Below are 8,369 nucleotides of genomic sequence, written 5' to 3'. Positions count from 1 at the left end.
ATAACGAAGCTTTGTTGGCTGTAGGTACTAGAGATGATGCAAGTATTCAACTGTGTAAACTGTCTGAAGACGGTGTGTTAAGTCCGGTTAATTATTTAGAAACAGGGTATTCTATCTATTATGGATTGCACTCACTTACTTTAAATGATACTGATTATTTAGTAGCAGGGTCTTTTAGATTTGGCTTGAAAAAATTAGTGGCATATAAAATCGCTTCTGAAAAGAAAGAAAACGAAGGGAAGGTTTTAAGACATATTGTAAGTTTAAAATTTAAAGACACGTCAAGTGAAGAAGAGGTACAAGGTGCGTTAGCTCTTTTCGAAAATTTAAAAAATGAAATTCCAGAAATTTCTAAATTAGAATGGGGGGCTAACGACAGTACTGAAGGGCATACCAAAGGGTTGCAGTATACTTTTACGTTGACATTTAATGATGTTCACGGACGAGAAGTTTATTTGTTTCATGAGAAGCACCAGGCTTTAGTGAAAAAAGTAGGGCCTTTATTAGCGGACGTTTTTGTATTTGATTACTGGACAAAAAAATAAATACAATGGAAAATTTAAAAAATAAAAAAGCTTTAATTACCGGAGGAGGTAGAGGTTTAGGGAAAGCAACAGCACTTGCTTTTGCGAAAGAAGGAATAGATGTAGCCATTACCGGTAGAAATGAAGCGGTTTTGAAAGCAACTGTTGCCGAATTGAAAGCTTTGGGAGTAACGGCTATTTATGCTGTGTTTGATGTGGGCGTCTATACTGAGGTAAAAACAGCAATTAAGGAAATTATTACAGAATTAGGAACTATAGATATTCTAGTAAATAATGCTGGAATTGCTTCTATTGGTTCATTTAATGAAATGCCTGTAGAGGAGTGGACTCAAATTATCCAGACCAATGTGATGGGTATGTACCATGTAACCAAAGAAGTATTGCCTTATTTAATAGAAAAAAATATAGGAGATATTATCAATGTTTCTTCCACAGCAGGTTTGAATGGAAATCCAAATATTTCTGCATATTCTGCTTCAAAATTTGCTGTTATCGGAATGTCCGAGTCTTTGATGAAAGAGGTTCGTAAAAATAATATTAGAGTTTGCACGCTTACACCAAGTACTATAGAGTCTGACATGACAGTTGAACTTGGAATTGCTGCAAAAAATTCTCAAGATAGTGTATTGCAACCAGAAGATTTTGCTGATTTGATTTTGGCGGGCTTGAAGCTTCCGAGAAGAGCAATGTTAAAAGGTGCAGCACTATGGTCAACAAATCCTTGATTCTTTAAGGACTGTTTAAGTTTGTTGTAAAACTACAATGGGTATATTGCCTATTGTAGTTTTCTTGTTTTCATAGGGTTCCTTTTCTTGGTTTTCCTATATTTGGTTGGAAAATAAAAATTGAAAAAGTAATGGAACAAGTGAATAAAATAACAATGGATTGGTTGACAGAATGGTTGTTGAATCTGGGTGCAGAACCCAAATCAATTCAATTGATAGAGTTGTTAGTTTTATCTTTTGCTGTTGTTCTAATTGCTTTTATTGCAGATTTTTTTGTCAAAAAAATACTACTTGGTTTTATAGAATCTATTGCTAGAAAAACCATAACAACCTGGGATGATATTTTAGTAGAAAATAGAATTTTCACCAATTTGGCTCATATCGCTCCTGCCATCATAATATATGCGGCTACGCCCTATGTGTTCCATGATTTTCCCAAATTGATTCCGTATATATTTCGATTGATCAATGCTTATTTTTCTATCATTTTTATTATTGTCTTAGTTCGTTTTTTGAATACTTTAAAAATGTATTTAGAGACAAAAAAAGTTTTCAAAGACAATCCTTTAGATAGTTATTTTCAGCTGATTAAAATTGGGGTGTATATCACTGGAATTATCGTAGTGCTTTCCTTTTTATTAAACAAATCACCTTTGTACTTTTTTAGTGCCTTGGGAGCAATGACCGTTGTGTTACTATTAGTTTTTAAGGATACAATTCTTGGATTTGTGGCCAGTATTCAGTTGGCAGCAAATGATATGGTTAGACTCGGGGATTGGGTGTCAATGCCAAATTATGGGGCTGATGGAGATGTGATTGAGATGAAATTAACCACCATAAAAATTCAGAATTGGGATAAAACGGTGACTACAATACCTACCTATGCTTTTATTTCGGAATCTTTTAAAAACTGGCGAGGAATGTCGGAATCCGGTGGAAGAAGAATCAAACGATCGTTGCATATAAAAATTAGTAGTGTTTCTTTTTGTACCAAAGAAATGCTAGAAAGGTTTTCAAAATTTCAGTTGATAGAAAATTATATTCGAGAACAAGGGAATAATATTGAAAGCTATAATAAAGAGCACAATATTGATAAAACACATCTGATCAACGGAAGGCATCTGACTAATATTGGCGTGTTTCGTGTCTATGCTGAAGCATATGTTAAAAACATTCCAGATATCAATTTAGATATGACTTGTATGGTACGTCAATTAGCACCTACAGAAAATGGTTTGCCTATTGAAATTTATTCTTTTAGTACAAGAAAAGAATGGGTGATTTATGAGGGGATTATGTCTGATATGTTCGACCACTTATTGGCAGCGGTTCCAGAATTTGAATTGGAAGTTTTTCAAAATCCTACGGGGTCAGATTTTAAAAGATTGAAATCTTAGAAAGAGATTTTCTATTATTTTTGATATTAAATGTATCTAATACAGATGCATGAGAAATTTGGGTATCTTTACTAGCCTAATACAGAAAAATTGTTCGATGATTAAAAAGATATGCCTCAGTCTATTGCTGGTGTTGGTAATTGCCTGTGAGCAACAAGCACCCGTAAAAACACCAATATCAAACTTTAAAAATTTTATTTATAGTACTACCAGAGGAGTTATTTCTAAGGAAGCTCCCGTCAAGGTGTATCTTTCTAAAGATGTTACTCTTTTTGAAGTCGGACAAGAAATACCAACTTCTATTTTAGAATTGACTCCTTCTGTAAAGGGGAAATTAATTCTTACAAGTAAAAAATCGTTACTATTCACTCCTGAGGAGGATTTGAAATCCAAGCAAAAATATGCATGTAAATTACAGTTGAGTAAGCTGTATGAAAATGTTGGAAAGGAGTACGAGAATTTTCATTTTTATTTTAAAACAAAAACACCGAATTTTTCAATAAAACTGAAAGATGTACAATCTCATACTCAATCTTCTCAATATGTAAAAGGTCAGGTGGTCTCTGCGGATGTGATTACATTAATGCAAGCAAAAGCTTTGATAAATGCATCGCAAGAAGGGAAAGAATTAAAAATAAACTGGTACGATACAGAGGAAAAAAAAGACACATATTTCGAATTTGTAATTGATAGTATTGAACGAGGCATTGAAGATTCTAAGATGGAGGTTAAATGGGATGGAAAACCTATTGGAGTAGCTGACAATAAGGGAACAAAAAAGGTAAAAATCCCAGGGAAGAATAATTTTTCTGTTTTAAGCATTTATGTGCGTCAATCACCAGAGCAGCATCTGTGTGTTAATTTTTCAGATCCTCTATTGAAAAGTCAGAATTTGAAAGGTTTGGTAACCGTTAAAAATGCCAACAAATTAAAATACGTTGTTGAAGGGAATTTATTAAAGGTATATCCTAGCAATCGAGTAGCTGGTAAGGTAAATGTGACAGTTTTTAGTGGGATTAAAAATGAAAATGGATATAGGTTAAACAAACGTTTTTCTGAAGCAATAACCTTTGAGCAGCTAAAACCTCAAATACATTTGATTTCTAATGGACTGATATTACCGGATTCTAAGAATTTGAAATTTAATTTCAAAGCTGTGAATTTAAAGGCGGTAGATGTGAACGTGATCAAACTCTACACAACAAATATTTTAAGTTTGTTGCAAAGAGATGATTTAAAAACTTCCAATAGAAATAATTTAAAAGCTTCAGGAAGAAGTATTTTGAAAAAAACCATTCCATTGGTTCAAAATGATATTGACAATGATGGAAAATGGAAAAATTATGCGGTAGATCTGCAGTCGTTGATCAGGGCTGATCAAGGAGCTGTGTATCGTATAGAGCTTTCGGTTAGAAAATCATATTCTTTGTATGGTTGTGATGGGAGTCCACTTACGGAGAATTATCAAATTCCTGAACAAGATCCGATTCAGAAAGAAAATGAGTTAGAAGGAGAGAATGCTTATTGGGATTCTTTCGATTCACATTATTACTATTATGATGAAGATTATGATTACAATTGGAGAGATAGAAATAATCCATGTTCGGAGTCTTATTTTTATGGCGGAAAAAAGATAGGAGCCAATATATTAGCTTCCAATGTTGGTGTCATTGTAAAAAAAGGTGTTCGAAATTCATATTTCTTTGCCGTTACTGATATTCTTAGCACTAATGTTTTAGCAAATGCACATATAGAATTGTACAATTATCAAAAACAATTAATTGCCAATGCAGATACCAATGGAGAGGGAATAGCAACTATTCTGTCCAAATCAAAGGCTGCTTTTGCCATTGTTTCGTCAGGAGCAAGTAAAACTTATGTGAAATTAAATGATGGGAATTCTTTATCCTTAAGTAAGTTTAATGTAGCAGGAAAAAAAATAAGAAAAGGTTTAAAAGGATATTTATACGGAGAACGAGGGGTTTGGAGACCTGGAGATACGATTCATACTTTCTTTGTGTTAAATGACACAGACAACCCACTTCCATCCGGCCATCCTGTAAAGATTGAAGTTACAGATCCACATGGGAAGTTGAAGTACCAAACCATAAAAAATAATGGTGTCAATGGTTTTTTCAGATTTGATATTCCAACTGCAGATTCAGATGCTACGGGAAATTGGAATGCGAAAGTAAAAGTTGGTGGAGCTACTTTTTATAAAACCTTAAAAGTGGAAACGGTGAAGCCAAACCGACTGAAAATTAATATCAATTTTGAGGATGAGGTGCTATCAACAAAATTACCTGTTAAAGCAGAAGCTGAGGTAAAGTGGCTGCATGGCGCGATTGCGAAAAATTTGAAAACGGAGGTGAAAATGAAATTGTCTGCTTCCTCTAAAGGGTTCGATAATTTTCCTGGATATGTTTTTAAAGATCCAATAAAAGAATTTCAAACGGAAGAGCTGACTGTTTTTGAAGGAAAGGTAGATGCTTTTGGGAAGGCCAAAATAAACAAGAAGATAAATTTAAAAAACACAGCTCCAGGAAAGTTAAAAGCTACTTTTTTAACACGTGTATTTGAAAATGGTGGCGATTTTTCATCGGATGTTGTGACAAAAGATATCGCTCCATTTAAATCCTTTGTAGGGATGAAATCTCCTGAGTCAAAAAGATATGGAAACTCCTATGAAACGGATAAAAACATAGCATTCTCTTTGGCAACAGTAAACCATAAGGGAGAGCCTATAGCAAGAAAAAATTTAATTGTAAAAATTTATGAAATTAGATGGTCTTGGTGGTGGAGTTCTAACTCTGATAATCTTGCCACTTATGTAAATTCAGAGCACAGGTATTTGTATAAAACACTAAAAGTTAGCACCAATGAAAGAGGAACTGCCATAGCTCAAGTCAATATACCAGATCGAAAAAGTGGTCGTTATTTGATTCGTATTACTGATCCTGTAAGTGGACATTCTACAGGTAGAACGGCTTACTTTTTTAGAAATTGGTGGTCAAATTCTAGCAAGGGAAATTCAGAGGCAGCAACCATGTTGGTGTTTAATTCAGACAAAGAAAAATACAATGTTGGTGACGTTGCAGAAATCACTTTTCCTTCTGGTGCTGAAGGCAATGCTTTGATAAGCGTTGAGAATGGAGCCGAAGTATTAGAAACGCAGTGGGTAAAGACCAATAAAGGTCAAACCAAAGCAAGAATTACAATTACTCCAGAGATGTCTCCAAACGTATTTGTAAATATTTCCTTACTACAACCGCATGCAACAACTCAGAATGATTTGCCGTTGCGTTTGTATGGAGTAATTCCAATTGTGGTTATAGATAAAAATACAAAACTACAACCCGTCATTTCGATGAAGGAGGAGTTGAAACCAGAAGCTGATTATGAAGTAAAAGTGAGTGAGGCTTCTGGAAAAAGAATGACATACTCTCTATCGGTTGTTGAAGAAGGTCTTTTGGATTTGACACGATATAAAACCCCTAATTTGTGGAATGTGTTTTATACACGTGAAGCTTTGGGTGTTAGAACTTGGGATATTTTTGATGATGTCATGGGGGCTTTTGGAGGAGCGATTAGTCAAGTTTTTGCCATTGGAGGAGATGAAGATGGAAAGAACAAAAAAGCAACCAAAGCCAATAGATTCAAACCGGTTGTAACGGTTCTTGGGCCTTTTGTTTTAGAAGCAGGAGAGGCCAAAAATCATAAAATTAAAATGCCAAACTATATTGGTTCTGTTAGGGCCATGGTAGTGGCTGCAGATAATGCAGAAGAGGCTTATGGAAAAGCTGAAAAAGCAGTGCCTGTGCGAAAATCTCTAATGGTTTTAGCGTCACTACCTAGAAAATTAAGTCCAACCGAGAAAGTAACCTTGCCAGTAACTGTTTTTGCGATGAAAGATGCCGTGAAGGATGTTGAGGTGAGTTTGAAAATTACAGATGGAATTGAAATTATTGGTCAGTATAAAAAAATTGTTCGTTTTGATGCACCAGACGAGAAAATGGTCTATTTTGATTTGGAAGTTCTAAAAGGACAAGGGGTTGAAAATATTCAAGTTATAGCAAAAAGTAATGGAGAGGTATCTACACAGGAGATTGAAATTGATGTTGTGAATCCGAACCCAAACACAAGTAAATTTATAGATCTTGAGGTTGGAGCCAATGAAACATTAAATGCAGATTTCTCTTGTCTTGGCGAAAAAGGAACTAATAAGGTGGATGTTGAAATTTCTACCGTACCTCCTATGAATTTTTCTTCAAGAATGGAGTATTTAATCAGATATCCACATGGATGTGTAGAGCAAACTACTTCTAGTGTATTCCCTCAATTATTTTTGGAAGATATATTTGATATTACATCGGATAAAAAGGTTCAAATAAAATCGAATATTATAAATGGAATAGAAAGGTTAGGTGATTTTCAATTGCCAAATGGAGGCTTGTCTTATTGGATTGGGAATAATTATGTGAGTGACTGGGGTACTAGTTATGCAGGACATTTTATGATAGAAGCTCAGAAAAAAGGTTATTCATTGCCTTTGACCTTTATGAGTAATTGGTTGAAGTATCAAAAACAAGCCGCGAGAGAATGGAGGTCTAGTTATAAGTATTGGAATTCAGGAATGACACAGGCATATAGATTGTATACGTTAGCACTTGCCGGCGAACCTGATTTGGCAGCGATGAATAGACTGCGAGAGTATCCTAAAATTTCTAACGTATCAAAATGGAGATTGGCAGCCGCTTATGCTTTGGCAGGACAAAAGGAAGCTGCAGTAAAATTAATGGCATCCGCTTCTATAGTATTTGAAAATCAAGAAAGAGATTATTATACCTATGGGTCAACTTATAGAAATAGAGCCATGGCAATGGAAACTATGTTGCTTATGGAGGATGCTCAAGTCACAGAAATGGCAAAAATTATTGCAAATAGATTGTCTTCTAAACATTGGATGAGTACACAGACAACTGCCTATTGTTTGCTTTCTATGGCTAAAATGGTAATAAAAAATGGAGGGAAAGATTTGAATTTAAGTTATACAATTAACGGAAAAGAAGAATTAATTGTAACAAAAAGTACTGTTGCACAACGAGAGCTGAAGGTTCTAGAAACTACACCAAATAAATTCTCTATAACCAACCATATTGGAAACACATGTTTTGTGAGGATAGTGAATTCTGGAAAATTATCATTGGGAACCGAAAATCCAGTAACTAGAAATTTCAAGTTATTTGTAAAGTATGTAGATTCTAAAGGGAATCCTGTTTCTTTTGAGAAGCTTAGACAAGGAACTGATTTTGTAGCCATGGTAACAATTACAAATCCTAATAAAGAAAGGGTTAATGATATAGCATTGAGCCAAATTTTTCCATCAGGATGGGAGATTGTCAATACTAGATTTACTGATTTTGGAGAGGCTACAGATAATCAATGTGATTATACAGACATTAGAGATGACCGTGTTAATTTTTATTTTTCAATGAAGAGAAATGAAGTAAAGACGTTTACAGTTCGATTGAATGCTTCGTACTTAGGGAAATATTATTTACCTGGAGTTCAGGCAGAGGCAATGTATGATAATGATTACTTCTCTAGAACAAAAGGGCAGTGGATTGAAGTTGTGAAGTGATAGAAAAAAGAAATTTGTACCAGATCTTGTCGCGTTATATATCCAAAAGGAGAGTCTTCTT

The 8,369-nt window shown here is 34.5% G+C and carries 4 protein-coding genes; all 4 read left to right on the top strand.

All coding sequences use genetic code 11. From position 1 onward, the window contains the following. On the top strand, positions 1 to 545 hold a 545-nt coding region (locus P8H68_RS06045; protein WP_300322483.1), incomplete at its 5' end, for a Dabb family protein. Positions 546 to 550: 5 nt separating this feature from the next. After that, on the top strand, positions 551 to 1,270 hold the full coding sequence (locus P8H68_RS06040; RefSeq protein ID WP_300322482.1) for a 3-ketoacyl-ACP reductase: 720 nt from the start codon (positions 551 to 553) through the stop codon (positions 1,268 to 1,270). Between the two features lie 131 nt (positions 1,271 to 1,401). Then, positions 1,402 to 2,667, top strand: a complete 1,266-nt coding sequence (locus P8H68_RS06035) for a mechanosensitive ion channel domain-containing protein (RefSeq protein WP_300322481.1) — start codon at positions 1,402 to 1,404, stop codon at positions 2,665 to 2,667. Positions 2,668 to 2,764: 97 nt separating this feature from the next. Further along, positions 2,765 to 8,308 (top strand): MG2 domain-containing protein, encoded by a 5,544-nt coding sequence (locus tag P8H68_RS06030; protein ID WP_300322480.1) that lies wholly within the window; start codon positions 2,765 to 2,767, stop codon positions 8,306 to 8,308. Positions 8,309 to 8,369: the final 61 nt, after the last annotated feature.

It is taken from the genome of Flavicella sp. (genome assembly GCF_029238425.1).
Lineage (GTDB): Bacteria > Bacteroidota > Bacteroidia > Flavobacteriales > Flavobacteriaceae > Flavicella.
The sequence above is the reverse complement of the archived record's forward strand: the minus strand, read 5'-3'. Positions and strand labels throughout refer to the sequence as shown.